Here is a 26640-nt window from a genome sequence, read left to right on the forward strand (position 1 = left end):
CATCCGGCATTATCAGCCGTGTCGACGAACCGGCTGCTCCGTATATCCGCGTTGCATGACCCGATTCAATACCTCCGCTTCAAGCTCGGCTAATCGTACCGACCCCAGCCGACGCGGACGCGGAATATCTACAGTCAGATCCAGTCCGATTTTCCCGTCTTCAATCAGCAACACGCGATCGGCCATTGCTACAGCCTCGCTGACATCATGCGTCACCAGCAAAACGGTAAATCCGTGTTCCTGCCACAACGAAACAATCAGGTCCTGCATTTCGAGGCGGGTTAATGCATCCAGCGCACCAAGCGGTTCGTCGAGCAGCAGTAGGCCGGGCCGGTGTATCAATGCACGCGCCAGTGCGACGCGCTGTTTTTGTCCACCAGAAAGAGCAGCAGGCCACTCTGTCGCCCTGTTTTCCAGCCCCACTGCGGTTAGTGCCTTGCAGGCAGCATCTCGCCAGTTACCTTTGAGGCCCAGACCCACGTTATCGATCACGGATTTCCACGGCAGCAGGCGGGCATCCTGAAACATCATTCGGGTGTCATCCTGAATATCAGCCAGTGGAGTGATTCCGGCAAGTAACTCACCTGCGGTGGGCGATTCCAGCCCAGCAAGCAGTCGCAATAAAGTACTTTTTCCACCACCGCTGCGACCGACTACCGCAACAAATTGCCCTGCGGGAATATGCAAATCTAACTGATTCAGTACCGTATTCCCGGCGTAGCGTTTCGTCACGGCGCTTAGCAAAAGCGGCGTTCCCTGATTTAAACGAGCAGTATTCATACTGTAGCCTCCTTCACGTGGTAAGCCGGGTTCCAGCGTAGCCAGATACGCTCCAGCAATTGCGCGCTGACGTCGGCAAGTTTGCCAAGCAGGGCGTAAAGAATGATCGCCACCACCACCACATCCGTTTGCAGAAATTCGCGGGCGTTCATCGCCAGATAGCCAATTCCGGCATTAGCGGAAATGGTTTCTGCCACGATCAGCGTTAGCCACATCAGCCCGAGGGCAAAACGCACACCGACCATAATTGAGGGCAGGGCACCGGGTAAGATGACATGAATAAAAAGTGAAACGCCGGATAAACCATAGCTGCGAGCCATCTCCACCAGCCCGCGATCGATATTGCGGATCCCGTGCCAGGTGTTAATGTAAATCGGGAACAGGGTGCCCAACGCGACGAGAAAGATCTTGGCGGATTCATCTATACCGAACCACAAAATCACCAGTGGGATCAGCGCCAGGTGTGGCACATTACGCAGCATCTGTACGGAGGTATCCAGCAGGCGTTCGCCCCAGCGGGATAAACCACTTATCAGCCCCAGCGTCAGTCCAATGGATCCACCAATTGAAAACCCGATCAGCGCCCGCCATGAGCTGATCGCCAGATGCTGCCAAAGTTCACCGCTGGATGAGAGCGTCCAGAAGGCCTCTATAACACCCTCTGGAGAGGGCAGAATACGGGTGGACAGCCAGCCCATTGAGGATGCCAATTGCCAGAGCGTCACCAGACTTACTGGTAAAAACCAGGGGGCAAGACGCAGCAGCCATGTATTTTTCGGCGTTGCCATCAGCATACTCCTTAGCTTTGCGCGGCTTTACGCGGGATAAATTCATTAGCTACCGCTTCGCCTTGTTGATGCAGGTGCTGGGGTTGCGGTATTTCCGGGATCGCAACATCCAGATGCGGGAACAGCAGTTCACCGACTCTCCAGGCTTCCTCCAGGTGCGGATACCCGGATAAGACAAAACTGTCGATACCCAGTGCGGCATACTCGTTAATACGTGCTGCAACCGTGGGACCGTCACCAACCAGCGCCGTGCCTGCGCCTCCACGCACCAGACCTACGCCAGCCCACAGATTTGGGCTAATTTCCAGTTTGTCGCGCTTACCGTTGTGCAATGCCGCCATTCGATGCTGGCCGACAGAGTCCGTTCTCAAGAACGCAGCCTGAGCTTTTGCAATAGTTTCATCATCAAGATGGGCTATCAGACGATCTGCCGCCTGCCACGCCTCTTCAGTGGTTTCACGTACAATCACATGCAGGCGAATACCGAAACGGATCTTGCGTCCCTGTGCCGCTGCTTTTTCCCGGACCTGTTCAATTTTCTCCTTCACCAGTTCAGGTGGTTCACCCCATGTCAGGTAGAGATCGACCTGTTCAGCGGCAAGATCCTGTGCCACATCGGAAGAACCGCCAAAGTAAAGTGGAGGATGAGGTTGTTGTATCGGTGGAAAAAAGAGCTTCGCCCCGCGAACGTGAATATGTTTGCCGTTGAAATCCACGGTTTCGCCCTGCAACAGACGTCGCCATACCCGAGTGAACTCAGCAGAGGCTTCATAACGCTCAGTGTGATCGAGAAAAACACCATCACCCGCCAGCTCTTGCGGATCACTACCTGTGACCAGGTTAAACAGCGCCCGACCATTAGACAGTCGGTCAAGCGTTGCGGCCTGGCGAGCGGCAACCGTTGGCGACGTCACGCTTGGACGCAGAGCGACCAGAAATTTTAACCGCTGTGTAACCGGGATCATTGAGGCGGCGACCAACCAGGCATCTTCGCATGAGCGACCAGTTGGGATCAGTACGCCGGTAAAACCCAGACGATCGGCAGTTTGCGCGATTTGTTGCAGATAACTGTGATCGACCGGACGTGAACCTTCTTCTGTCCCCAGATAGTGCCCATCACCGTGTGTAGGTAAAAACCAAAACATATTCAGACTCATAATTTTGCTCCTGCCTGCTGAGTGGGTTGCCAGATGCGTTGGCGAATATCGATTTTTTTCGGTACCAGACGGTTGTCATAAAACAGATCGGCGGTTTGCTGCTGTAATGCGGCGACTGTGGTACTGACGGGCGTAATGGTGGTTGGTGGGCGATGATCCAGCCAGGAGGCAATAACCGGTTCTGGCAGCCCAATGGTTTTAGCCAGCAGCGTGATGCTCTGCTGACGTTGGCTGAGCGTTAAGGCATCGGCCTGGCTAAAGGTGTCGAGGACGCCGAGGATAAAAGCGCCATTTTTCTCGGCATAAGGACGTGCGGCGAGATAAAAAGAACCGGTCTGCTTGAGGTCGGTACCGTCTTTCAGCACGCGAACGTCACCTTGCAGCAAGGCTGCGGAGTAGTACGGATCCCAGATAGCCCAGGCATCAACGTTTCCCTGTTCGAAGGCGGCACGGGCGTCAGCGGGCGTCAGATAAGTAGCTTGAATGTCGGTAAATTTCAGCCCGGCCTGTTGCAGGGCACGGAGCAGTAGATTGTGTGAACTTGAGCCTTTCTGGAAGGCGACTTTGTGCCCTTTCAGTTCTGCAACGGTTTGAATTGGGCTATTTTTCGGCACCAGAATGACTTCGGCTTTCGGCTTGGCGGGTTCGACGCCCACGTAGACCAGGTCGGCTCCGGCAGCCTGGGCAAAGATCGGCGGAATATCACCGGTGCTGCCCAGATCGATGCTGCCGATATTCAATGCTTCCAGCATTTGCGGGCCGGCTGGAAATTCTACCCAGGAGATTTTCGTCTGCGGATAGCGTTTTTCCAGTAGCTGATGGTTTTTTGCCAGCACCATGCTGATGCTACTTTTCTGATAGCCGATACGCAGTACGTCTGGCGCCGCGTCTGCGGCGTGAGCCAGTGTTGACAGAGAAAGCAGTCCGCTCAGCGCCAGCCACGAAGTGTGACGCTTTAGTAAATTAAACATGGGCCGCACCTCGCAGAGCGTTCAACGGTGGAAGCTGCACATCGCGGCGATGCAACGCCAGCCAGAAAGTGTCGAGCGCGCTGTCCAGGCGCAATTGCAGGTTTGGCGTAAACTGCGGCTTATGTTGATAATCGATGATCTGCGAATCGTCGGCAAAAACGCCGTGCAGGATCTCCTGGGCTTTGAGTGCGCTCAGCACCGGTTTCAGCGCGTAATCGACAGCCAACAGATGTGCAACTGTGCCGCCGGTCGCCAATGGCAGAACAACTTTTCCTTCCAGCGCGCGTTCAGGAAGCAGGTCGAGCAACGTTTTCAGAGCGCCAGAGTAAGCGGCTTTATATACAGGAGTGGCAACAATCAGTCCGTCAGCATCTTTTAACTGTTCGATAAACGCCTTCAGGGCTGGGCTGTCAAAGCGTGCATAGATCAGATCTTCTGGCTCAAAATTGTGAAGGTTCCAGTGGTAAACGTCGACATCCTGCCCGTTCAGTTTTTCTCGTGCATATTCCAGTAAGGCACTGGAGCGAGAGGGAAAGCGTGGGCTTCCCGCCAGGGTGATAACGCGCATAATTTATAAACTCTCCTTATAACTAATTGTTCGATTTTATTTAACATTGATAACAATTTATGCAGTCTGGCAGAGAGATTTTGTTTATCGAAATGATTTATACGGAATAGAAAAGCTGAAAAATGCATAAAACGAACCTCGGGAGGGAAACGTTTGCTATTTATTGCCACAGGTCAATTCCCTTTTTGCTCGCGATCGCACATAATACGCCCCCGGTTTGCACACCGGGAATCCAGGAGAGTTCATGTACTACCCCTTCGTTCGTAAAGCCCTTTTTCAGCTCGATCCTGAGCGCGCTCATGAATTTACATTCCAGCAATTACGTCGCATTACGGGCACGCCGCTTGAAGCGCTTGTCCGTCAGAAAGTACCCGCAAAGCCGGTTACCTGTATGGGGCTGACGTTTAAAAATCCGCTTGGCCTGGCAGCCGGGTTGGATAAGGACGGGGAGTGCATTGATGCACTTGGCGCAATGGGATTCGGCTCGATTGAGATAGGCACCGTGACGCCACGACCTCAACCGGGTAACGATAAGCCGCGCCTTTTCCGTCTGGTGGATGCAGAAGGTCTGATCAACCGTATGGGGTTTAATAATCTGGGTGTTGATAACCTGGTGGAGAACGTTAAGAAATCGCATTTTGACGGCATTCTGGGGATTAATATTGGTAAGAATAAAGATACCCCGGTAGAGAATGGCAAAGATGACTATCTGATTTGTATGGAAAAAGTCTATGCTTATGCTGGTTATATTGCGGTGAATATTTCCTCGCCAAATACCCCAGGATTACGCACGCTGCAATACGGCGAAGCGCTGGATGATTTGCTGACGGCAATTAAAAATAAACAAAACGATCTGCAAGCGATCCATCATAAATATGTTCCAGTGGCGGTAAAGATCGCGCCGGATCTTTCTGAGGAAGAACTGATCCAGGTGGCTGATAGTTTAGTTCGCCATAATATCGATGGCGTTATTGCCACTAACACAACACTCGATCGTTCTCTGGTTCAGGGAATGAAAAATTGCGATCAAATGGGTGGGTTGAGTGGTCGACCGCTGCAATTAAAAAGTACGGAAATTATTCGCATGTTGTCTCGTGAATTAAAAGGGCAACTGCCAATTATCGGTGTGGGCGGTATCGACTCCGTTATTGCTGCGCGTGAGAAAATAGCAGCGGGTGCTTCGCTGGTTCAGATTTATTCCGGCTTTATTTTTAAAGGTCCGCCGTTGATTAAAGAAATCGTCACCAATATCTGAACTTTGCCTTAATCAGACAACCAGGGCTTTATTTCTAGTCCTGGTTGTTTTATATTCCTTTACTGTTGCTTATTTAAACATTTTAGGCTTTTATTATTAGGGCAATTAGCGAAGCGGAAAAAGGATACTACCGCGACGGCGATGATTAAGGAAAGGAGAGAAACTGATGCGAATTAAACCTGACGATAACTGGCGCTGGTATTATGATGAAGAGCACGATCGTATGATGCTCGATTTAGCCAATGGCATGTTATTTCGCTCGCGTTTTGCTCGCAAAATGCTCACCCCTGATGCATTTTCTCCGTCCGGTTTTTGTGTTGATGATGCCGCACTTTATTTTTCTTTTGAAGAAAAATGCCGTTACCTGGATTTAGCCAAAGAACAAAAAGCTGAACTGGTGCTTAATGCGCTGGTGGCTATTCGTTATCTCAAACCGCAGATGCCAAAAAGCTGGCACTTTGTAGCGCATACCCTTAACTGGTCTCCGACCGTGGGAGATGCTGCCTGTGTCTGGTTAAGTGATACCGAAGAACAGGTGAATTTGTTAGTGGTTGAACCTGGTGAAAATGCCGCGCTTTGTCTGCTCGCACAGCCTGGAGTCGTTATTGCCGGACGCACGATGCAACTCGGTGACGCCATCAAAATTATGAACGACAGACTGAAACCGCAGATCCCTGCCGACAGTTTCAGCCTGGAGCAGGCGGTTTAACTCTCCAGCCTGATTGCCGTTTTCGGCACACAACTGCAGCAAAGAATCGTCCCGTCATCACCAATTGCTGTTTTTTTCAGCGGGCTGACTTCACCTTCTACCAGTCGAATTCGACAGCATCCGCAAATCCCCGCCCGACATGAATAGGGTACACGGATCCCCTGGTTTTCCAGTTGCTCAAGTAATACCTGCTGATTGTTTCCGCGAAAGGTTTGTCCCTGCCAGTCAATAAGTAGTGTTGCATCAGGAGACTGTTTTTCCGGTACGGTATCGTCAGATTCTGCCGCGCCATAGACTTTAGCTGGGGCGGTTGCCAGGATTTCGACTTCATCGCCAACACGGATCACGCCGCTGTTACGGGCAATGAGGTTTTGACCGAAATCGACGTCGCCGTTATCTGGCGCAGTACGGAAAGTTTGCAGTGTAGCCAGCGGTTCACCAGACGGGTGCTTCTGACCTTTTTCTGGGCTGACGGTGGTAAAAATACAACGGCTGCAGGGTTTGACGACGTCAAAGATAACGTCGCCAATGCGTATAACCTTCCAGGTATCTTCTTCCCATGCCGCGGCTCCCGAGACTACGAGATTGGGGCGAAACTGCTCCATCTTGACGCTTGCCGGGCAGCGCTGTTGTACGTCACGCAGTGATGCTTCATTAGTCAGGAGATAAGGAAAACCATCGGCGAAAGATAAAGGCACGCCAGCGTGGCGTTTTACCCGACGCGTCAGATGCGGACCAACCCAACGCAATTGTACTTCGCGGGAGAAAAAGCCGCTGAGCCACTGGTTGATCGCCGCCGGTGCGATACGCGCGGTAAAATGGTTTCCCCAGACTTCCGTTGGTGCATCCTGCGTGGCGAAGTCGGCAAAACGAACCAGTGCGCTACTGCCGTCTGGAGCTGTGAGATGCAGCCCGTCATGCAAAGGTGAGGGGGTGAAGCGTACCATCTGTGGGAACTGTCGGGCGGTGATGAACGTTCCGTCAGGTTCGGTAATCATAAATATGCGATCAAAGGCCAGACCGCTAACGTCTGCCAGGGCGTGTGTAAGCCCAATGCCGCGCATTGATTTAACCGGATGAATAAAAAGTCGGGTTAACGTTACCACTGTAAAGTCCCTCGAACGAAAATAAGCCTTCAACTTTATGACATGCGCGTGAGATTGGCTATAATGCGCAGCAATTTTCCTGGAGTAAAAGTGACATTATGAATTCTCTGTTTGCCAGTACGGCCCGTGGGCTGGAAGAGCTGTTAAAAACTGAACTGGAAAACCTCGGCGCCGTGGAGTGTCAGGTAGTTCAGGGTGGGGTCCATTTTAAGGGCGACACGCGGCTTGTTTACCAGAGCCTGATGTGGAGCCGCCTGGCCTCGCGCATTATCCTGCCGATGGGAGAGTGCAAGGTTTACAGCGATCTTGATCTGTACCTCGGTGTTCAGGCAATCGACTGGACAGAGATATTTAATCCGGGGGCTACATTCGCAGTTCACTTTAGCGGCCTGAACGATACGATTCGCAACAGCCAGTACGGCGCGATGAAAGTAAAAGATGCGATTGTCGATGCCTTTACCCGAAAAAATCTCCCGCGACCGAATGTGGATCGCGAATCTCCTGATCTACGTATCAACGTCTGGTTGAATAAAGATACCGCCAGTATTGCGCTTGATCTGAGCGGTGATGGTCTGCACCAGCGCGGCTACCGTGAGCGTGCAGGGCAGGCACCAATCAAAGAGACGCTGGCTGCCGCGATTGTTATGCGTTCTGGCTGGCAGCCGGGGACACCGTTACTCGATCCAATGTGTGGTTCCGGTACGTTGCTGATTGAAGCGGCGATGTGGGCAACCGATCGTGCACCTGGCCTGCATCGTGGCTACTGGGGTTTTAGCGGCTGGGCACAACATGATGAAGCTGTCTGGCAAGAGGTTAAAGCTGAAGCACAGGTTCGTGCGCGTAAAGGACTAGCGGACTATACGTCGCATTTCTATGGATCCGATAGCGATGCTCGCGTCATTGAAAAAGCGCGCAGTAACGCCCGTCGCGCCGGTATTGGCGAGCTGATGACTTTTGATGTCAAAGATGTGGCTAAACTGAGTAATCCGCTGCCGAAAGGGCCGTATGGTACGGTTATCAGCAACCCGCCATACGGTGAACGTCTGGATAGCGAACCGGCGCTGATCGCGTTGCACAGCCTGCTGGGACGCACGATGAAAAACCAGTTTGGCGGCTGGAACCTGTCGTTGTTCAGCGCCTCCCCGGATTTGCTCAGCAGCCTGCAGCTTCGTGCTGATAAGCAGTTCAAAGCGAAAAATGGTCCGCTGGATTGTGTACAGAAAAACTATCACGTTGCGGAAACGACAGCGGAGAGCAAACCTGCAACGGTGGCAGAAGACTATGCTAACCGTCTGCGTAAGAATATTAAGAAGCTGGAAAAGTGGGCGCGCCAGGAGGGGATTGAGTGCTATCGCCTGTATGACGCCGATCTGCCGGAATACAATGTTGCGGTAGATCGCTACGGTGACTGGGTAGTGGTTCAGGAATATGCGCCGCCGAAGACGGTTGATGCGCAGAAAGCGCGCCAGCGTCTGTTCGACATCATTGCCGCCACGCTGTCGGTGTTGGAGATCGCACCAAACAAACTGGTGCTGAAAACCCGTGAACGGCAAAAAGGGAAAAACCAGTATCAGAAGATGAATGAAAAGGGTGAATTCATTGAGGTTAGCGAGTACAACGCGCGCCTGTGGGTTAACCTGACCGACTATCTTGATACCGGTCTGTTCCTCGATCACCGTATTGCACGCCGCATGCTGGGCCAGATGAGCAAGGGTAAAGATTTCCTCAATCTGTTCTCTTATACCGGCAGCGCCAGCGTACATGCGGGATTAGGCGGTGCACGTAGCACCACAACGGTAGATATGTCACGCACCTATCTGGAGTGGGCGGAACGCAACCTGCGACTCAACGGGCTGAGTGGTCGTGCACACCGCTTAATTCAGGCCGACTGCCTGGGCTGGTTACGTGAAGCCAATGAACAGTTTGATCTAATCTTCATCGATCCACCGACGTTCTCTAACTCTAAACGTATGGAAGACTCGTTTGACGTGCAGCGCGATCATCTGGCGCTGATGAAAGATCTGAAACGTCTGCTGCGTAAAGACGGCACGATCATGTTCTCCAACAACAAACGTGGGTTCCGTATGGATCTTGATGGGCTGGCCGAGCTGGGACTGAAAGCACAAGAAATTACCCAAAAAACGCTTTCTCAGGACTTTGCCCGTAACCGTCAGATCCACAACTGCTGGCTGATCACCTCAGCCTGAAAGGAAAAGTAAATGTCATTAATCAGTATGCATGGTGCATGGCTGTCGTTTAGCGATGCGCCGCTTCTTGATAATGCAGAACTGCATATCGAGGATAACGAACGCGTCTGCCTGGTTGGCCGTAACGGCGCAGGCAAGTCGACGCTGATGAAGATCCTTAACCGTGAGCAGGGTCTTGACGACGGACGTATCATTTATGAGCAGGATTTGGTTGTGGCGCGTCTGCAACAGGATCCGCCGCGTAACGTGCAGGGTAGTGTCTACGATTTCGTCGCTGAAGGGATTGCAGAACAAGCGGTTTACCTCAAGCGTTACCACGATATCTCGCATTTGGTGATCACCGATCCGAGCGATAAAAACCTGCAGGAACTGGCGAAGGTTCAGGAACTACTGGATCATCACAATCTGTGGCAGTTGGAAAACCGCATTAATGAAGTACTGGAGCAGCTTGGGTTGGAGCCAGACATGGAGCTGGCATCGCTCTCTGGCGGCTGGCTGCGTAAAGCGGCGCTGGGCCGGGCGTTAGTCAGCAATCCGCGCGTATTGTTGCTGGATGAACCGACAAACCACCTGGATATTGAAACCATTGACTGGCTGGAAGGGTTCCTGAAAACCTTCAACGGAACAATTATTTTCATTTCCCACGACCGTTCGTTTATTCGCAATATGGCAACGCGTATCGTCGATCTCGATCGCGGCAAGCTGGTGTCATATCCGGGGGATTATGATCAATATCTGCTGGATAAAGAAGAAGCGCTGCGAGTAGAAGAGTTACAGAATGCGGAGTTTGATCGCAAACTGGCACAGGAAGAAGTCTGGATCCGCCAGGGTATTAAAGCGCGTCGTACCCGTAATGAAGGTCGCGTCCGTGCGCTGAAGGCAATGCGTAGGGAACGTGGCGAACGCCGAGAAGTGATGGGCACGGCGAAGATGCAGGTTGAAGAGGCGAGCCGCTCAGGCAAGATTGTCTTCGAGATGGAGAATGTTGATTACCAGGTTGAGGGTAAACAGCTGGTGAAAGACTTCTCCGCGCAGGTGCAACGTAGCGACAAGATTGCCTTAATTGGACCTAACGGCTGCGGTAAAACGACGCTGCTCAAGCTGATGTTAGGTCAGCTTCAGGCAGACAGCGGTCGTATTCATGTCGGGACAAAACTGGAAGTTGCTTATTTCGATCAACATCGTGCGGAACTCGATCCCGATAAAACCGTAATGGATAACCTTGCTGAAGGTAAGCAAGAAGTCATGGTTAATGGTAAGCCGCGTCATGTTCTGGGCTATCTTCAGGACTTCCTGTTCCATCCGAAACGTGCGATGACACCTGTGCGTGCTCTTTCCGGCGGAGAACGAAATCGTCTGCTGCTGGCGCGTCTGTTTTTGAAGCCCAGTAACCTTCTGATCCTCGATGAACCAACTAACGATCTCGACGTCGAAACTCTGGAACTGCTTGAAGAACTGATTGACGGCTATCAGGGCACCGTTCTGCTGGTGAGTCACGATCGTCAGTTTGTCGATAACACGGTAACCGAGTGTTGGATCTTCGAAGGCGGCGGCAAAATTGGTCGTTATGTGGGCGGTTACCATGATGCGCGTGGTCAGCAGACACAATATGTGGCGTTTAAACAGCCTGTAGCGAAAAAAACAGAGGAAGTTGCTGCCCCTAAAGCAGAAATTGTAAAACGCACGACTAGCAAACTAAGCTATAAACTACAGCGCGAACTGGAGCAGCTCCCCGTATTGCTTGAAGAGCTGGAAGCTAAACTGGAAACGTTACAGGCTCAGGTTGCTGACGCTGACTTTTTCAGCCAGCCGCATGAGCAAACGCAACAGGTACTCGCTAACCTGAGCGAAGCGGAACAAGAACTTGAGCAAGCCTTTGAGCGCTGGGAGTATCTTGAGTCTTTGAAGAATGGCGCATAATTAAAGGAGCACATATGTGCGAACATCACCATGCCGCGAAGCATATATTATGCTCGCAGTGTGACATGCTGGTGGCGTTACCTAGCCTTACGCATGGTCAGAAAGCGGCATGTCCACGATGTGGCACTACGTTAACCGTTGAGTGGGACGCGCCAAGACAGCGTCCCACTGCCTATGTTTTAGCGGCGCTTTTTATGCTGCTTTTATCCAACCTCTTTCCCTTTGTAAACATGAACGTAGCAGGGGTGAGAAGTGAAGTGACGCTGCTGGAGATCCCCAGCGTTCTCTTTTCAGAGAACTATGCCAGCCTCGGGACTTTCTTTTTATTATTCGTTCAACTGGTTCCCGCTTTTTGCTTGCTGACCATCTTGCTGCTGGTGAATCGGGTTCAGATGCCTGGCCGGCTTAAAGCCCGGTTAGCACGTGTCTTGTTCCAGTTAAAAAGCTGGGGAATGGCGGAAATCTTTCTTGCAGGGGTGTTAGTCAGCTTTGTTAAGTTGATGGCCTATGGCGATATTGGCGTGGGCAGCAGCTTCATTCCGTGGTGCTTCTTTTGTATTTTGCAACTACGCGCATTTCAGTGTGTCGATCGTCGCTGGCTGTGGGATGATATCGCACCCATGCCGGTTATTAAGCAAGTTTTAAAGCCTGGCGTTCCCGGTATTCGACAGGGGTTACGTTCATGTTCCTGCTGCACGGCTATTCTTCCTGCTGATGAACATGTCTGCCCCCGCTGTCAGACAAAAGGCTACGTTCGACGTAAAAACAGCCTACAGTGGACGCTGGCGTTATTGTTCACGTCGATCATGCTTTACCTTCCAGCCAATATTTTGCCGATCATGATCACCGATTTGTTAGGGTCAAAGCTGCCGTCAACGATTATTGAGGGTGTTGTTTTAATCTGGAGCGAAGGTTCATACCCGGTGGCTGCGGTAATATTTATCGCCAGTATTCTGGTGCCAACGTTAAAAATGATCGCTATTGCCTGGTTGTGTTGGGATGCGAAAGGGCATGGTAAACGTGACAGTGAGCGGATGCATTTCATTTATGAGGTCGTAGAGTTTGTTGGCCGCTGGTCAATGATTGATGTCTTTGTTATTGCGGTACTCTCTGCGCTGGTGCGCATGGGAGGGTTGATGAACATTTATCCTGCAATGGGTGCTTTGATGTTTGCTTTAGTCGTCATTATGACAATGTTTTCTGCGATGACGTTCGATCCACGTCTGTCGTGGGACCGTGAACCAGAACCAGATCATGAGGAGTCCTGACAGCATGGAATCTAAAAGTGGGGAAGCCAAAGTGCAGAAGGTGAAGAACTGGTCACCCGTATGGATATTTCCGATCGTCACTGCGCTCATCGGCGCATGGGTGCTGTTTTATCATTACAGTCATCAGGGGCCGGAAGTCACGTTGATCACGACCAATGCTGAAGGTATCGAAGGTGGTAAGACAACGATTAAAAGCCGCAGCGTTGACGTCGGCGTGGTTGAGAGCGCGACGCTGACAGATGATTTAACTCATGTAGAGATTAAAGCCCGTCTCAATTCTGGTATGGAGAAGCTGCTGCATAAAGATTCTGTCTTTTGGGTGGTGAAGCCACAGGTGGGACGTGAAGGCATCAGCGGTTTAGGTACGTTGTTATCCGGGGCTTATATTGAACTGCAACCCGGGAATAAAGGTAGCAGACTGGAAAACTATCAACTGTTGGACTCTCCTCCGCTGGCACCACCAGATGCGAAGGGGATCCGTGTAATCCTCGACAGTAAAAAAGCCGGCCAGTTAAGCCCTGGCGATCCGGTACTGTTCCGGGGATATCGCGTGGGGTCGGTTGAGACCAGTATGTTTGATGCGCAAAAACGTACGATCAGCTATCAGCTTTTCATCAATGCACCAAACGATCGCCTGGTGACAAGCAACGTACGCTTCTGGAAAGACAGCGGAATTGCAGTGGATCTCACCTCGGCAGGCATGCGTGTGGAAATGGGTTCTCTTACCACGTTGTTTGGCGGCGGAGTCAGTTTTGATGTACCGGAAGGACTAGAGCAAGGCCAGCCGGTTGCGCAGCAGGCCTCATTTACTCTCTATGATGATCAAAAAAGTATTCAGGATTCCCTGTACACAGACCATATCGATTACCTGATGTTCTTTAAGGATTCGATTCGTGGGTTGCAACCAGGAGCACCGCTTGAGTTCCGAGGTATTCGCCTTGGTACAGTAAGCAAAGTGCCTTTCTTTGCACCGAATATGCGCCAGGTCTTCAACGATGATTACCGCATTCCGGTGCTGGTACGTATTGAGCCTGAACGCCTGAAAGCGCAGTTAGGTGAAGATACTGATGTCGGTGCCCATCTGGCTGAATTGCTCAAACGTGGATTAAGAGGATCGTTGAAGACAGGGAACCTGGTAACGGGGGCTCTGTATGTCGATCTCGACTTCTATCCGAAAGATCCGCCGATTACGGGTGTGCGTGAGTTTAATGGTTATCAAATTATCCCGACTGTTAGCGGTGGCCTGGCGCAAATCCAACAGCGTTTAATGGAAGCGCTGGATAAGATAAACAATCTGCCGTTGAACCCGATGATTGAGCAGGCGACAAGTACACTGACGGAAAGCCAGCGTACGATGAAGCATTTGCAAACCACGCTGGATAACATGAATAAGATAACCGGTAGCCAGTCGATGCAGCAGCTTCCGGCGGATATGCAGAACACGCTGCGCGAGCTTAATCGTAGTATGCAAGGCTTCCAGCCTGGTTCCGCGGCCTACAACAAGATGGTGGCAGATATGCAACGTCTTGATCAGGTTCTGCGTGAACTGCAGCCGGTGCTGAAAACGCTGAACGATAAGAGCAATGCGCTGGTGTTTGAAGCGAAGGATAAAAAAGATCCAGAGCCGAAGAGGGCGAAACAATGAAAAAGTGGCTAGTGGTGATGATGGTGGTCTGGCTGACGTCATGCAGCTCCAGTGGAGAAAATAAAAGCTATTACCAGCTTCCCATTGCGCAGGGCGGTGTGCAGAGTACGGCCAATCAGGGGAACCGTCTGCTGTGGGTTGAGCAGGTAGCGGTGCCGGATTATCTGGCGGGAAATGGGGTTGTGTACCAGACCAGCGATGTTAAGTACGTCATTGCCAACAGTAATCTTTGGGCCAGTCCGTTAGATCAGCAATTGCGCAATACGCTTGTCGCCAACCTCAGTATGCAGTTGCCGGGATGGGTTGTTGCTTCTCAGCCTCTGGGAAGCACACAGGACACGCTTAATGTGACGGTGACAGGCTTTCATGGCCGCTATGACGGGAAGGTGATAGTGAGCGGCGAATGGCTGCTGAACCATCAGGGACAGCTGATCAAGCGTCCGTTCCACATCGAAGCCGTACAGACTCAGGATGGCTATGATGAGATGGTGAAGGTTCTGGCTGCTGCCTGGAGCCAGGAAGCGACGGCTATCGCTCAGGAGCTGAAAAGGATCCCTTAAGTTTAAATAATTGTAAATTTTACCGCCTCTGGTTTAGTGCCCGGGGCGGTTTTTTTTATTTTTTTAGCGGTTGAGATAGCTGTTCTGACAGCAAATTTTTGTACAAATGATTTACCAGCTAGCTCACAAATATGACACTGGCGTGAATTTTGCGCATTGACGGGCATGATGTTTCGGGGTATTCGTTTAGTGTGATTGCATACTTAGTAATCACTGTTTTCTTTTCCACCAGACCTAAAAATGAGGGAAACGAGGCATGAAGAGACAAAAACGAGATCGCCTGGAACGGGCACATCAACGTGGTTATCAGGCCGGCATTGCCGGACGCTCAAAAGAAATGTGTCCCTATCAGACGCTGAATCAAAGGTCATACTGGCTGGGAGGCTGGCGAGAAGCCATGGGGGATAGGGTGTTAATGGCCTGATTCTGTCTCTTTAGATAAAAGAAACCTCCGCACGCGGAGGTTTCGCCTTTTTGTAGGCCTGATAAAACGTAATAACGTCGCTATCAGACAGTCTACGCAGTCCTGAATCAGAACGCAGAAGTATCCTGGAAAAGACCTACTTTCAGATCATTAGCCGTGTAGATCAGACGGCCATCAACCAGCACTTCACCATCAGCCAGGCCCATGATCAGACGACGGTTAACGATGCGTTTGAAGTGGATGCGGTAAGTGACTTTCTTCGCGGTCGGCAGAACCTGGCCAGTAAACTTCACTTCGCCTACGCCCAGTGCACGGCCTTTACCTTCGCCGCCCAACCAGCCGAGATAGAATCCAACCAACTGCCACATAGCGTCCAGACCCAGGCAGCCTGGCATCACCGGATCGCCGATAAAGTGGCATCCGAAGAACCACAGGTCCGGGTTGATATCCAGTTCAGCTTCAACATAACCTTTGTCGAAGTTACCACCGGTTTCGGTCATCTTGACGACACGGTCCATCATCAGCATGCTTGGTGCAGGCAGTTGTGGGCCTTTTGCGCCAAACAGCTCACCGCGACCAGAGGCAAGAAGGTCTTCTTTTGTATAGGATTCGCGTTTATCTACCATGTTCTCTGTAAGCCTTATTTTATTGAAGCACGCAGGATAGCTAACACGTGTACGCTGAACAAGTCCGATCAGTTCGGAATAAATGCATTCAGCCAACGTAGCGGCCAGGGGAAACGATGACGACCTTCCTGTTGCGTTGCCGTGGCAATGCGCTCCTGGATAGTTTGCATCAGCGTTGTCTGGCCTTCACCATCCCACACAAGATTTAACAAAAGCGGCAGCGCATCGGTCACGTCGTCCACCGCCCAAATAGTGAATTTTTCTTCTTCAACGGCCTGTAGCAGAGCTGGTTGTAGACTCAGGTGCCTGACGTTGGCTGAAGGAATAATGACACCCTGAGTACCGGTTAATTCACGCTGCTGGCAGATAGTAAAGAAGCCCTCAATTTTCTCATTCAGGCCACCGACAGGCTGTGCGCGACCAAACTGATCAACAGAGCCGGTGATCGCAATGCTTTGATTTACAGGCACATCTGCGAGAGCGCTGATCAGCGCGCACAGTTCTGCCATTGATGCACTGTCGCCATCCACTTCGCTGTACGATTGCTCGAAAGTCAGTGAGGCAGAAAACGGGATCTGCTGTTCAAGCTGCAGCTCCGACATCAGGAAAGCCTGCATTATCATCATGCCTTTAGCATGAATATTTCCGCCAAGCTCGGCTTTACGCTCGATATCAGTAAATTCGCCATCGCCAATATGAACGACGCAACTGATACGTGAAGGTTCACCAAATGCGCGTGGATGACCCGGAAATTCAATCACTGACAGGGCATTGATTTGACCAATACGCTCACCTTCAGTCTCGATAAGGATCTGCTCTTGCAGGATCTCATCCTGCATACGTTCGGCGAGAAAACCTTCGCGCCATTCACGCTGTGCAAGCATCAGGCTGAACTGTTCGGCGTTGCAAGTATCCCCATCGCATAAAGGAGCTACTTCCTTAAGCTGTCGGATGATCCACAGTGGGTTAAGCGGCAAAGTATCCTGCTCACCGGTGTAGCGAACAGCTTCACGGATCAATACCTGCCAGGCATCAGGGGCGGGGTAAGGCAGAGCGTTGCGTCTGGCGGTATGCGTCACCCATTGACACCATTGCGTCATGGTTTCGGCATCCACTATCTGCAAATTATCTTCAAACTCGCTATAAATTGCCTGCTCTGCCAGTTCCGGCTCCATTTCCTGGAAGTCTGCCAGTGATTCGCGCTCTCCCACTAACACCACTTTCATTTTAAGCGGCATAGAAGGAACGGAGACAGGAAGTGGGCGAGACTCATCAAAGGCCACCCAGTCAAAGCGCTCGTGGCTGACAATGGCTTTCAGGCGCATCCACAGCAGTGGTTGAGCCAGAAGCGTGCGTAATGAGATAACCAGTACGCCGCCGTTGGCCTTATGTACCAGACCCGGTTGCAGGGTAATTTCGCCATTAAACTGACGCAGGCAGCCAAACAGTTGTTCGGCTTCAACCCAGTCAGCATTTACCACCTGAGTTAAGGTCGCAAAATTGTCTTCTGCATTTTCTGCTTCACGGTAACGAATAGTGTGGCCAGAGATATCGTAGTGACCCCCGGTCAAGCTTCCGGCATCCGTGTGCAATGTGCGTGCAGCTGATGAAATAAGATTGAGATACTCAAGCTCTTCCGGCGCTTTCACCAGCATAAAGGAGGACGTCGTCCAGTGCTGAAGAAGCTGCTCTAGCGCAAATTGTAAACGTGGCTGAGTATCACTGAGTAAGGTGTCGGTTTCGTCAGTGACGTGCGGCTGTGCAAATATTTCCTGATAACTGTCGGTATCAGGAACCAGATCACGCCATGCAAGTTTCGTAATGGTCAAAGTTGATGTTTTTTAGTCTGTTGTAAAAAACGAGATTATACCGTAACCGTCAGCACTGCACACGCGGAAAGCACGGCTAAACAGATGCGATGACGCGCGACAGTTCACAGGCTGGATATTCTTTTCTTCAGATGCCCAAAAAGCTGATATTCTGATAAGAGTTACACGGTAACATTGAGATCGCAATGAAATATCAACAACTTGAAAACCTTGAAAGCGGCTGGAAATGGAAGTACCTGGTGAAGAAGCATCGTGAGGGGGAGTTGATTACCCGTTACGTGGAAACCAGCGCTGCCGAAGAAGCCGTTGATTTGTTGCTAACCCTCGAGAATGAGCCGGTTCGGGTCAATGCCTGGATTGATGAACACATGAACTCTGCGCTGCAAAATCGTATGAAACAGACTATACGGGCGCGGCGTAAACGGCATTTTAATGCTGAACATCAGCATACGCGTAAGAAATCTATCGATCTGGAGTTCATCGTCTGGCAGCGATTAGCCGGACTTGCGCAACGGCGCGGCAAAACGCTTTCAGAAACGATCGTGCAACTGATTGAGGATGCAGAGCATAAAGAGAAGTACGCCAACAAAATGTCCACGTTGAAACAGGATTTGCAGGCATTGTTGGGAAAAGAGTAGGCAATGATATTTTCAATGTGTTGAGCAATGGTGTTCTTCAGATAAAAAAAACCCCGCATAGCGGGGTTTTTTTATAAGACGAAAACTTAAGCCTGAGGCTGAGTTACAACGTCTTTGATGCCTTTAACTTCGATCTCAACGCGACGATCCGGAGCCAGGCAGTCGATCAGTGCAGCGCGAGCTTTCACGTTGTCACAGGTGTTGCCGGTAACCGGGTTGGATTCGCCCATACCACGTGCGGAGATTTTGTCAGAAGGAATACCTTTAGAGATCAGGTAATCAACAACGGACTGAGCACGTTTCTCAGACAGACCCTGGTTGTAAGCGTCAGAACCGATGCGGTCAGTGAAGCCCAGAACCACTACGGAACCGTCTTTCGGATCCAGGTTGCTCAGCTGGCTGTACATCTGATCCAGAGCCTGCTGGCCTTCTGGTTTCAGAGTTGCTTTGTTGAAGTTGAACAGAACGTCAGACTTCAGGGTGAAGTGCTTGGTCTGTACTTCTGGAGCCGGAGCCGGAGCCGGAGCAACTACTGGAGCTACTTCACCCTGGCCGAAGCGGTAAGAAACACCAACGCTCAGCAGGCCGTTATCCGGACGACCACCAACTGTGTTCGCGTCACCGATGTTGTTGGTCCACTGGTATTCCAGACGGGTAGCGATTTCAGGAGTAATTGCATACTCTACGCCGCCAGCGAATACTGGGGATACACCAGTGTCGTGGTCTTTGAAGCCTTCGTTGTTTTTAGCGTCTGCACGCCAAACCATACCACCCAGACGAGTGTAAACGTCCAGATCGTCAGTGATTGGGTAACCCAGTTTAGCGGTCAGCTGAACGCCCTGAGCTTTGAAAGCGCCGTTTTGATGAGTAGAGTCGGTGTAGCCTTTGTACGGCATACGACCTAACCAATCGTAACCCATTTCAAAACCAACGTACGGGTTAACCTGATAACCACCGAACGCACCAGCACCCAGTTGGCTTTCATGGGTAGGACCAGCGTTGTTGATCTGGTTGTTGCCGATATCATGGTACTGAGACCAGCCCAGTTTAGCACCGGTGTACCAAGTGTTATCTTTCGGAGCGGCCTGCGCCACGGTAGCGAAACCAGCCAGTGCCACTGCAATTGCGATAGCTGTCTTTTTCATTTTATGCGCCTCGTTATCATCCAAAATTTGCCATGAATATCTCCAACGAGATAACACGGTTAAATCCTTCACCCGGGGACCAGTTCAATAGTTACTCTACCGATATCTGCGGCTTAAGCCGAGCACCCCTGGCGATGTAAAGTCTACAACGTAGTTGAAAACTTACAAGTGTGAACTCCGTCAGGCATATGAAAAAAAAAAGCTTGTATACACAATATTTAACATTTATGGATGATTAATTGTACTGCAAACATCGCGGAAACCGCTTCACACAGGCGTTCTCACAAAAAAAGTGTTAAAGCTCAAAGTCGAATTTGGACATGAAAAAAAATTCCAGGATAATTCCTAATTTTACTCAATGATACAAATTCGAGTGAATTTTTAGCCCAGAATGCTGTCTCCCGGCAAGAGACTGCGCACGAACAGGACGCATGATAAATCCCATCGCATTTCCCTCATCTGCAGCTTTTACCAGTTCAGTATGTTCATCTTCCGTTAATTCTTCGGTCAGCCAGCCGATTACCACACTGTAATTGCCTGTTCGCAAAGCGCGAACCATTGACTCCAACGTATGGCACGGTGAGAGTTGGCTAATTTGCATGACTTTTGTTAAAGGCAGCCCTGCAGACTGTACCCATTCACGGCTCAATTTTTGCTGAGGTGTAAGCCAAAGCTGCCAGCGCGATTGCTGCCCTAATTGCTGAAGCAAGGGGAGCAGCAGTAATTGCGTCATCATGGGCTGGTCCTCGCGATAGACCACTTCACTGATAAGCCCGGCGGTAACGTTCTCTGAAGAAACGCGCGCAATATTGCTTGATGTGGAAGAGAACGACGAAGAACGATTTGCGTAGCCTGAAGTGTACATAATCAATCCAGCCCTGTGAGTTACTGTATGGATATACAGTAACCCTGCTATCCATAAAGATCAACTTTATTTTCGGAAACTGGTTCGCAATTTTTCGCTGTCATAACAGCAAAAACAAAATTCATCTTGCTCCCTGAGAATAAGTTGCCTATTTTCGTCATTAACGGATCCGCTACTGCAAATCATTCTCTTATATTATGATTTAAAAGGATTTTTATGAAAAAGCTCTCTTATGACAAGATCTATAAATCACAAGAATGCCTGGCCTCTTTGGGGACGATTCGCTATCGCTCATTGTTTGGTAGCTACAGTCTAACGGTTGAGGATACGGTCTTTGCAATGGTCGCCAGCGGTGAGTTGTACCTTCGAGCTTGTGAGCAGAGCGTACAGTACTGTGTAAAACATTCGCCAGTCTGGCTGACGTTTATGAAGCGCGGACGACCGGTTATTCTCAATTACTACAAGGTGGACGATGCTTTGTGGCGAAACCAACAACAGTTGGTGTCTTTATCGAAGTTTTCGCTGGATGCAGCAGTGAAGGAAAAACAGAGCCGCTTTTTGCAACACCGCCTGAGAGAGCTGCCGAACATGACATTTCATCTCGAGACTCTGCTTAACGAAGCGGGTGTTAACGATGAAAGTACATTGCGTATGCTGGGAGCTCAAATGTGCTGGCTTAAATTACGGCAGATTAATCCTGCTCTGACAGTGAAAATACTCTATGCCCTCGAAGGGGCGATTGGCGGGGTCCATGAGGCGGCGCTCCCGGCGATTCGTCGCCAGGAGCTTGTTGAGTGGGTACGCTCACTTACTCCGGAACTGGAGTATTAGACGGCAAGGCGGCAATTTGCTGCTGGAGTCGCCTGATTTCCGGTAGCAATGCAATCAATAACCCAACTTGCTGAACGACCAGCGGTTCTTTACTGTCCGGGCGCGGTTCAAGATGCTGAATCCGTTGCTTCAGACCTTCAAGTGCCTGGTATACGCGTTGTTCATCAGCTGGCTGATGATGAAGCGCATCATCTACATAGCAGACGGCATCATCCAGTAACGCCAGAACGTCCGGGTTGGTCAGTTGTTCCCGGTGTGCACCCAGAGCCGAAATATAGCTGGTAAAAGTATGGTTGAGGCACAGCAAGCGGAATGCTGTTTCCCGCGTTTGCGCTGTGACGTCAGGTTCACTCGACATATTCGACACTACGGACGCAAGCTCAGCATCGCGATTATGTGCATCACGTCGGGCAATACGGTATGCGAGCCGATTATCACGACCCTGATGATATTGTTCGAGAATAGCGTCGAGGTAGCGACAGTTAGAGTCAGTTGCTCGTTCAATTACTCGTGGCAGATTACGAAAACGCCAGTCTGGCCAGATAAAACTGACGGCCGCCCAGGCGATTGCGCAGCCGATCAGCGTATCAATTACGCGTGGCAGGGCGACTTCGAAACCTTCGCCAAGCAGGTTAAAGCACAGCAGTACCAACAGAGTGATAAACATAGTTGCATGAGCATACTGTACGTTGCGAAATGCAAAAAAGAGCACGCCAGTAATCACTAATAGTATCAGTTGCCCTTCAAGTGAGGGAACGAACCACAAAATGGGCAAGCCGATGGCTATTCCCACTAGTGTGCCGATAATCCTTAGTGCCAGGCGATGGCGGGTGGCGTTGTAGTTAGGCTGACAGACAAACAGACTGGTCAGCAGAATCCAGTACCCATGGTTCATTCCAGTGATCTGAATAATGGCGTAACCGACGCAGAGCACCAGTGACATGCGGATAGCATGGCGAAAAAGGGCGGATTCAGGTGTGAAATTACGGCTCAGACGCAACCAGATGTCGCTGAAACCATGTGGGCTGTCATCAGCAAGCTGATTTTCTGATTCATTACGCGAGATTGCCTGAGCCTGTTCGGACTCAATGGTAGCCAGCTGTGCGTCGATGGCACGCAGGTTTGAGAGCAAAAATCCCAGTGTATTGAGCAGATCTGAAGGGGCACCGTTAGTGCGCATACGCTCGAGTGCGGCGTCTATATGCGTAAAGGCGCGTTCAAAGTGTGGATCGTGCTGGTATGGGGTGCGCAAGATAATGCAGCGCGACAACTGTGTGCAGGCTTGTCCCTGCATTGACATTAATCTCTGGAAGCGAAACATCACGTCGCTGTGACGGAAATGGTCGCGCAGCGTTTGGTATTGAATATGCGAGGAGCTTGCGCGCTCGTGGATATCCTGTGCCACAAAATAATAATGCAGTGTACGACGTGTTCCCCGCTGCCCTCGGTCACCGCGCAAGCGGGTCAGTAATGACACTTTAGTTTGGTTTAGCGTGGCCATTAGTTGCCCATTGGCCAGCGCTAAGTCATAGAGTGGTGCCTGACTTTCATCTTCGATATCAGGATCGAAAAGACGCGATTTCAGCTCCAGATAGTGCGCTAATTGTTCGTAGCTACGAGCCAAATTATCCTGCAGGGGGCGAATCGGGAACAAGAGATGTCCGGTCAGCGTAAGCAGGTTGTACCAGATGGCGCCAGCGAGCAGAAGTATTGGTTGCTGATACCACTGATCGTAGAGTGAAGTCCCCAGCATGGTATAAATCGCGATGAGCAATGCCCCAAAGGCGATTGTCGCATAACGCTGGCCTAATCCACCCAGCAGAATAAATCCGCTAGTGGAGATGGTTAATCCAATGGCAAAAAGCCATGGCCAGGGGAAGAGCAGTTCGACGGAGGCAGAGGCAATAAAGAAGCAGATCAGCGTAATGATCAAATTGCGTAGTCGTCCCGCAAGACGATCGTCCAGATCGGTAAGCGCAGCAGCAACCATGCCCAGTGTGAGTGGGATAGTGAGTTTTACGTCGCCCAACCACCAGGGCAGAGCCGTTGTGCCGCAAAGCGCGATGAATATCCGCACGTAATACAGCCAGGTGCTGTTCCAGGTATAGCGTTTGAGCAGAGGACTTAACATAAAGACCATGCGTCCTGATTATTCAAAGCGGCGACGCGCATTGGCTTCGCGAGCTGCGCGGGCAGTTTCTACTGACACCACGCGACGTCCGACGGGCCAGAGTGCAATCGCGGCGATCTTAAAGTTCGCAATGCCTACAGGAATACCAATAATCGTAATGCACTGGGCAATACCGGAGACAATATGCATCAGGCACAACCACCAGCCGAAGAAAATCAGCCAAAAAATATTGAGTAATGTCCCGCCGGTATTCATCAGTACACTTTGACCTGCTGGGTTGAGTTCATCAACATGAATCGCTTCGTTGCCAAAAGGGAACAATGAGAGGCGAGTTATCTCCCAGCACGAACGGGTCAAGGGCAGGGTGAAAATAAGCACGATACTGACCAGCGTAGCCAGTAACCAGGCTAAGGTAGTGGCGAACCCGCCCAGCACAAAATTTAAAATATTCAGAACAGTACGCATAAACTCTCGGTTAACTCTGGTTTTCAGTGAATTTGGCAATTGTAACGTTTTTTTGGGCTGGAGCACGTTTTCTCTGGCGGTTACACTGATAAGTAAACCTCTTCGTATGGATCCGCGTAAGTCTTATGGAACTGAAAGCAACTTCTCTTGGAAAACGTCTGGCGCAACACCCTTACGATCGAGCCGTTATTCTCAATGCCGGGATAAAGGTTTCCGGCGATCGTCATGAGTATCTTATTCCATTCAATCAGTTACTGGCTATACATTGCAAACGAGGCCTTGTCTGGGGGGAGTTGGAGTTTGTGCTTCCGGAAGATAAGGTTGTACGCCTGCACGGTACAGAGTGGGCTGAAACTCAGCGTTTCCATCACCATTTGAATACACTCTGGCAGCAGTGGAGCCAGGAGATGAGCGAAGTGGCAGCCGGTGTTTTGCAGGAGCAACTGCAGGCGATAGCCGTTCGTACCGGGGAGAATAAATGGCTGACGCGTGATCAAACCTCTGGGTTACAACAGCAGATCCGCCGCGCCTTTGCCGCGTTGCCTCTACCGGTTAATCGATTAGAAGAATTTGATAATTGTCGTGAGGCATTACGACAATGTCAGGCCTGGTTGAAGGACATTGAAGTGTGTCGTTTACAACATAATCAGGCGTATACCGACGCAATGTTGGCGGAGCATGCTGAGTTCTTTGCACATATCGAATCCTCGCCGCTGAATGCGGCCCAGGCGCGAGCGGTAGTAAATGGTGAGAAATCACTGTTAGTGCTCGCGGGAGCCGGAAGCGGCAAGACCTCTGTTTTGGTGGCTCGCGCTGGGTGGCTGTTGATGCAGGGGGAAGCCGTTGCTGAACAGATTCTGCTGTTAGCCTTTGGTCGCAAAGCAGCCCAGGAGATGGATGATCGTATCCGCGAGCGACTGCATACAGAAGAGATCAGCGCACGGACATTTCACTCGCTGGCGCTACATATCATTCAGCAGGGCAGTAAAAAAGTTCCAACGGTAAGTAAGCTTGAAAACGATACTGCCGCGCGGCATAAACTCTTTATCACCACCTGGCGTCAGCAGTGCAGCGAGAAAAAGGCGCAGGCCAAAGGCTGGCGGCAGTGGTTAGAAGAGGAGATGCAGTGGACTGTGCCTGAGGGCAATTTTTGGGACGACGAAAAGTTGCAGCGTCGTTTGGCCACAAGATTAGATCGTTGGGTTGGACTTATGCGCATGCATGGCGGAGCGCAGGCTGAAATGATTGCCAATGCCCCGGAGGAAATTCGCGATCTGTTCAGTAAACGCATTAAACTGATGGCGCCGCTGCTTAAGGCCTGGAAGGGAGCTCTGAAGGAAGAAAATGCTGTCGATTTTTCCGGGTTGATCCATCAGGCAATTGTCATTCTGGAAAAGGGGCGCTTTATCAGCCCCTGGAAACATATTCTGGTCGATGAATTTCAGGATATTTCCCCACAGCGTGCCGCTCTGGTGGCTGCATTACGTAAGCAAAACTCGCAGACCACTTTGTTTGCGGTGGGGGATGACTGGCAGGCGATTTATCGTTTTAGCGGCGCGCAGCTTTCGTTGACTACCGCATTCCATCATACCTTTGGCGAGGGTGATCGCTGTGACCTGGATACCACATACCGTTTTAATAGCCGCATTGGCGAGGTCGCAAACCGGTTTATCCAAAAAAACCCACATCAGCTTGCGAAACCGCTCAACAGCCTGACGTCAGGGGATAAAAAAGCGGTGACGCTGTTGGAGGAAAGTCAGCTGGATTTATTGCTGGATAAGCTTTCTGGATTTGCGAAAGCTGAAGAGCGAATTCTGGTGTTGGCGCGTTACCATCATCTAAAACCCGCCAGTCTGGAAAAAGCGGCTACTCGCTGGCCCAGGCTACAGCTTGAATTTATGACTATCCATGCCAGTAAAGGGCAGCAGGCAGATTACGTTATTGTCGTCGGGCTGCATGAAGGAAATGATGGTTTTCCGGCGCCGGCCCGCGAGTCAATTATGGAAGAGGCGTTGCTTCCTGTTGTTGAAGACTTCCCTGATGCAGAAGAGAGAAGGTTACTGTACGTGGCGCTAACACGTGCGCGGCATCGGGTATGGTTACTGTTTAACAAAGACGCGCCGTCGTGTTTTGTCGATGAACTTAAACAACAGGATGTACCGGTAAGCAGAAAACCCTGATAAGCAGGCTGCATGTACCGCCTGCCTGACTATTATTTGAGGCGCTCTGCCAGGTAACGGGCGTAATCCGGGATCAGGATTTCTGTCGCATCGCTGAAGTTTGGCGACTGGATGATAAAATCGGCGGTAGAAACGTTGGTCGCGACCGGAATGTTCCAGACCGTGGCCAGGCGCAATAGGGCTTTTACATCAGGATCGTGAGGGACGGCATTGAGCGGATCCCAGAAGAAGATCAGCACATCGATTTTCCCTTCAGAGATCAGCGCACCCACCTGCTGGTCGCCGCCCATTGGGCCGCTCAGCATAGCATTTACATCCATACCAGTAGCGCGTTGAATTAAGTTTCCTGTCGTTCCTGTCGCGTAGAGAACGTGTTTTTCCAGCAACGGTTGGTGGCGTTCTACCCAGCTCATCAACATCTGTTTACAGTGATCATGTGCAACCAGCGCAATATGCTTGCGCGCTGGCAAAGTGCGAGTCGTCAATTCCATAGTACAGCTCCCAAGTTAACCTCGTTACAGAGTACTGGAAGCACTTGACGCTGCAAGAGAAAGACAAAAAAAATGCGTATA

The 26640-nt window shown here is 50.8% G+C and carries 24 protein-coding genes; 11 read left to right on the forward strand and 13 right to left on the reverse strand.

Going from position 1 to position 26640, the window contains the following annotated elements:
* Nucleotides 1-12: 12 nt before the first annotated feature.
* From ssuB to ssuE, 5 genes are read right to left on the reverse strand one after another with little or no spacing between them, the layout of a single operon-like run.
* The gene (ssuB, locus tag AACS05_RS07870; protein ID WP_045441335.1) at nt 13-780 is read right to left on the reverse strand and encodes an aliphatic sulfonates ABC transporter ATP-binding protein; all 768 of its coding nucleotides are present in this window, start codon (nt 778-780) and stop codon (nt 13-15) included.
* Nucleotides 777-1568 (reverse strand): aliphatic sulfonate ABC transporter permease SsuC, encoded by a 792-nt coding sequence (gene ssuC / locus AACS05_RS07875; RefSeq protein ID WP_045441336.1) that lies wholly within the window; start codon nt 1566-1568, stop codon nt 777-779. Before ssuC ends, ssuB begins: the two co-directional genes overlap by 4 nt.
* Nucleotides 1569-1579: 11 nt before the next feature.
* Nucleotides 1580-2725 (reverse strand): FMNH2-dependent alkanesulfonate monooxygenase, encoded by a 1146-nt coding sequence (gene ssuD / locus AACS05_RS07880; protein ID WP_045441337.1) that lies wholly within the window; start codon nt 2723-2725, stop codon nt 1580-1582.
* Entirely contained in the window at nt 2722-3696 is a 975-nt protein-coding gene (locus AACS05_RS07885; RefSeq protein WP_045441338.1) for a sulfonate ABC transporter substrate-binding protein, read from the reverse strand. The genes ssuD and AACS05_RS07885 overlap by 4 nt, the downstream gene beginning before the upstream one ends.
* Entirely contained in the window at nt 3689-4264 is a 576-nt protein-coding gene (gene ssuE / locus AACS05_RS07890) for an NADPH-dependent FMN reductase (protein WP_045441339.1), read from the reverse strand. The genes AACS05_RS07885 and ssuE overlap by 8 nt, the downstream gene beginning before the upstream one ends.
* 244 nt (nt 4265-4508) lie before the next feature.
* Here ssuE and pyrD point away from each other — a divergent pair, with 244 nt between their 5' ends.
* On the forward strand, nt 4509-5519 hold the full coding sequence (pyrD, locus tag AACS05_RS07895; RefSeq protein ID WP_045441340.1) for a quinone-dependent dihydroorotate dehydrogenase: 1011 nt from the start codon (nt 4509-4511) through the stop codon (nt 5517-5519).
* A gap of 166 nt (nt 5520-5685) precedes the next feature.
* Nucleotides 5686-6228, forward strand: a complete 543-nt coding sequence (gene zapC / locus AACS05_RS07900) for a cell division protein ZapC (RefSeq protein WP_045441341.1) — start codon at nt 5686-5688, stop codon at nt 6226-6228.
* Here the strand turns inward: zapC and AACS05_RS07905 are convergent.
* Nucleotides 6225-7334: a YcbX family protein gene (locus AACS05_RS07905; RefSeq protein ID WP_045441342.1), complete on the reverse strand. Its 1110-nt coding sequence runs from the start codon at nt 7332-7334 to the stop codon at nt 6225-6227. The two genes, zapC and AACS05_RS07905, sit on opposite strands and share 4 nt — an antisense overlap.
* 98 nt (nt 7335-7432) lie before the next feature.
* Between AACS05_RS07905 and rlmKL the strand changes: the two genes are divergently transcribed.
* The 6 genes from rlmKL to rmf all read left to right on the forward strand — a co-directional run bounded on the left by rlmKL (nt 7433) and on the right by rmf (nt 15358).
* A complete protein-coding gene (rlmKL, locus tag AACS05_RS07910) occupies nt 7433-9541 on the forward strand; it encodes a bifunctional 23S rRNA (guanine(2069)-N(7))-methyltransferase RlmK/23S rRNA (guanine(2445)-N(2))-methyltransferase RlmL (RefSeq protein ID WP_045441343.1) in 2109 nt (702 codons plus the stop codon).
* 12 nt (nt 9542-9553) lie between these two features.
* A complete protein-coding gene (locus AACS05_RS07915; protein WP_045441344.1) occupies nt 9554-11461 on the forward strand; it encodes an ABC transporter ATP-binding protein in 1908 nt (635 codons plus the stop codon).
* A 14-nt stretch (nt 11462-11475) separates the two neighbouring features.
* Entirely contained in the window at nt 11476-12729 is a 1254-nt protein-coding gene (pqiA, locus tag AACS05_RS07920; protein WP_045441345.1) for a membrane integrity-associated transporter subunit PqiA, read from the forward strand.
* 4 nt (nt 12730-12733) lie between these two features.
* Nucleotides 12734-14374, forward strand: a complete 1641-nt coding sequence (gene pqiB, locus AACS05_RS07925; protein ID WP_045441346.1) for an intermembrane transport protein PqiB — start codon at nt 12734-12736, stop codon at nt 14372-14374.
* Nucleotides 14371-14934, forward strand: a complete 564-nt coding sequence (gene pqiC, locus AACS05_RS07930; RefSeq protein ID WP_045441347.1) for a membrane integrity-associated transporter subunit PqiC — start codon at nt 14371-14373, stop codon at nt 14932-14934. Before pqiB ends, pqiC begins: the two co-directional genes overlap by 4 nt.
* A gap of 256 nt (nt 14935-15190) precedes the next feature.
* Nucleotides 15191-15358, forward strand: a complete 168-nt coding sequence (gene rmf, locus AACS05_RS07935) for a ribosome modulation factor (RefSeq protein ID WP_003035871.1) — start codon at nt 15191-15193, stop codon at nt 15356-15358.
* Between the two features lie 107 nt (nt 15359-15465).
* On the opposite strand, the gene fabA is transcribed toward rmf, so the two are convergent.
* The gene (fabA, locus tag AACS05_RS07940) at nt 15466-15984 is read right to left on the reverse strand and encodes a bifunctional 3-hydroxydecanoyl-ACP dehydratase/trans-2-decenoyl-ACP isomerase (protein WP_010429339.1); all 519 of its coding nucleotides are present in this window, start codon (nt 15982-15984) and stop codon (nt 15466-15468) included.
* Between the two features lie 68 nt (nt 15985-16052).
* Nucleotides 16053-17813 (reverse strand): AAA family ATPase, encoded by a 1761-nt coding sequence (locus tag AACS05_RS07945; RefSeq protein ID WP_045441348.1) that lies wholly within the window; start codon nt 17811-17813, stop codon nt 16053-16055.
* 185 nt (nt 17814-17998) lie between these two features.
* Between AACS05_RS07945 and matP the strand changes: the two genes are divergently transcribed.
* Complete coding sequence (matP, locus tag AACS05_RS07950) at nt 17999-18451, forward strand: macrodomain Ter protein MatP (RefSeq protein WP_045441349.1); 453 nt, start codon at nt 17999-18001, stop codon at nt 18449-18451.
* An 86-nt stretch (nt 18452-18537) separates the two neighbouring features.
* Here the strand turns inward: matP and ompA are convergent, their stop codons facing one another.
* Nucleotides 18538-19596, reverse strand: a complete 1059-nt coding sequence (ompA, locus tag AACS05_RS07955; protein WP_045441350.1) for a porin OmpA — start codon at nt 19594-19596, stop codon at nt 18538-18540.
* Between the two features lie 355 nt (nt 19597-19951).
* The gene (gene sulA, locus AACS05_RS07960; RefSeq protein ID WP_045441351.1) at nt 19952-20461 is read right to left on the reverse strand and encodes an SOS-induced cell division inhibitor SulA; all 510 of its coding nucleotides are present in this window, start codon (nt 20459-20461) and stop codon (nt 19952-19954) included.
* Between the two features lie 216 nt (nt 20462-20677).
* Here sulA and AACS05_RS07965 point away from each other — a divergent pair, with 216 nt between their 5' ends.
* Nucleotides 20678-21292: a TfoX/Sxy family DNA transformation protein gene (locus AACS05_RS07965; RefSeq protein ID WP_045441352.1), complete on the forward strand. Its 615-nt coding sequence runs from the start codon at nt 20678-20680 to the stop codon at nt 21290-21292.
* Here AACS05_RS07965 and yccS read toward each other — a convergent pair.
* Complete coding sequence (gene yccS, locus AACS05_RS07970; protein ID WP_045449538.1) at nt 21270-23423, reverse strand: YccS family putative transporter; 2154 nt, start codon at nt 23421-23423, stop codon at nt 21270-21272. The genes AACS05_RS07965 and yccS overlap by 23 nt on opposite strands.
* Before the next feature lie 18 nt (nt 23424-23441).
* A complete protein-coding gene (locus tag AACS05_RS07975) occupies nt 23442-23888 on the reverse strand; it encodes a YccF domain-containing protein (RefSeq protein WP_045449541.1) in 447 nt (148 codons plus the stop codon).
* A gap of 125 nt (nt 23889-24013) precedes the next feature.
* Here AACS05_RS07975 and helD point away from each other — a divergent pair, with 125 nt between their 5' ends.
* Nucleotides 24014-26068: a DNA helicase IV gene (gene helD / locus AACS05_RS07980; protein ID WP_045441353.1), complete on the forward strand. Its 2055-nt coding sequence runs from the start codon at nt 24014-24016 to the stop codon at nt 26066-26068.
* A 32-nt stretch (nt 26069-26100) separates the two neighbouring features.
* On the opposite strand, the gene mgsA is transcribed toward helD, so the two are convergent.
* Nucleotides 26101-26559, reverse strand: coding sequence for a methylglyoxal synthase (gene mgsA / locus AACS05_RS07985; RefSeq protein WP_045441354.1), 459 nt, complete (start codon nt 26557-26559; stop codon nt 26101-26103).
* Between the last annotated feature and the right edge of the window lie 81 nt (nt 26560-26640).

The sequence above is a fragment of the Citrobacter sp. S-77 genome (genome assembly GCF_963864895.1).
GTDB classification, from domain to species: Bacteria; Pseudomonadota; Gammaproteobacteria; order Enterobacterales; family Enterobacteriaceae; genus Citrobacter; species Citrobacter murliniae.